Source organism: Methyloparacoccus murrellii (genome assembly GCF_054657115.1).
Genome location: NZ_BAAHXD010000143.1, coordinates 1 through 274 on the forward strand (window position 1 = coordinate 1; position 274 = coordinate 274).

Here is a 274-nt window from a genome sequence, read left to right on the forward strand (position 1 = left end):
TGTTGTCTCGACATGCACGACGGCATCTTCGACAACATCAAACATGGCCTCGTTGCTCCTTTCAAAGTTCAGGGGTGAGAGGTAGCGCAGGCCGCTGTGGCGGTGCCGGGGGTTGTACCAGCCTTCAATCCAGGTGAAGACCGCCATGCGGGCCTGCGCCTTGCTCTGGAAGGTGCTGCGCTCGATGAGTTCGCCTTCCAGGCTGGCTGAAGAAGCTCTCGGCCATCGCGTTGTCGTAGGCATCGCCCACCGTTCCCATCGAAGGCCGCACCTG

At 60.9% G+C, this 274-nt stretch carries 1 pseudogene; it reads right to left on the reverse strand.

Going from position 1 to position 274, the window contains the following annotated elements:
- A pseudogene (locus ACYQ1H_RS15655) lies at positions 1-274 on the reverse strand (integrase core domain-containing protein); the annotation flags it as partial.